General features: G+C 50.2%; 1 rRNA gene (cut by a window edge). It reads right to left on the reverse strand.

The features are described 5' to 3' along the window. Positions 1–1,033: ribosomal RNA gene (locus AACU78_RS15695) — 16S ribosomal RNA — on the reverse strand (it extends 603 nt beyond the left edge of the window). Positions 1,034–1,275 lie beyond the last annotated feature (242 nt).

A 1,275-nucleotide genomic window follows, 5' to 3' on the forward strand; every position in this document is an offset into this window, starting at 1 on the left:
TGGCTCCCGAAGGCACCAATCTATCTCTAGAAAGTTCATTGGATGTCAAGGCCTGGTAAGGTTCTTCGCGTTGCTTCGAATTAAACCACATGCTCCACCGCTTGTGCGGGCCCCCGTCAATTCATTTGAGTTTTAACCTTGCGGCCGTACTCCCCAGGCGGTCAACTTAATGCGTTAGCTGCGCCACTAAAAGCTCAAGGCTTCCAACGGCTAGTTGACATCGTTTACGGCGTGGACTACCAGGGTATCTAATCCTGTTTGCTCCCCACGCTTTCGCACCTCAGTGTCAGTATTAGTCCAGGTGGTCGCCTTCGCCACTGGTGTTCCTTCCTATATCTACGCATTTCACCGCTACACAGGAAATTCCACCACCCTCTACCATACTCTAGTCAGTCAGTTTTGAATGCAGTTCCCAGGTTGAGCCCGGGGATTTCACATCCAACTTAACAAACCACCTACGCGCGCTTTACGCCCAGTAATTCCGATTAACGCTTGCACCCTCTGTATTACCGCGGCTGCTGGCACAGAGTTAGCCGGTGCTTATTCTGTCGGTAACGTCAAAACACTAACGTATTAGGTTAATGCCCTTCCTCCCAACTTAAAGTGCTTTACAATCCGAAGACCTTCTTCACACACGCGGCATGGCTGGATCAGGCTTTCGCCCATTGTCCAATATTCCCCACTGCTGCCTCCCGTAGGAGTCTGGACCGTGTCTCAGTTCCAGTGTGACTGATCATCCTCTCAGACCAGTTACGGATCGTCGCCTTGGTGAGCCATTACCTCACCAACTAGCTAATCCGACCTAGGCTCATCTGATAGCGCAAGGCCCGAAGGTCCCCTGCTTTCTCCCGTAGGACGTATGCGGTATTAGCGTCCGTTTCCGAACGTTATCCCCCACTACCAGGCAGATTCCTAGGCATTACTCACCCGTCCGCCGCTCTCAAGAGAAGCAAGCTTCTCTCTACCGCTCGACTTGCATGTGTTAGGCCTGCCGCCAGCGTTCAATCTGAGCCATGATCAAACTCTTCAGTTCAAACATCTTTGGGTTTTTAAGAAACCCTAAACTTGGCTCAGCAATCGTTGGTTACATCTTTGATTTCTCGCGGAGTAACTTGTGATGCTGATAATCTTGTTGACTATCAGTCTGACTCCACAAGCACCCACACGAATTGCTTGATTCAGTTGTTAAAGAGCGGTTGGTTAAGATCTTTCGTCTCAACCGAGGCGCGCATTCTACAGCAGCCTCATTTGCTGTCAAGTGATTATTTTCAGAAG

It is taken from the genome of Pseudomonas sp. R9.37, from assembly GCF_963878885.1.
In the GTDB taxonomy this organism is placed as follows: Bacteria; Pseudomonadota; Gammaproteobacteria; order Pseudomonadales; family Pseudomonadaceae; genus Aquipseudomonas.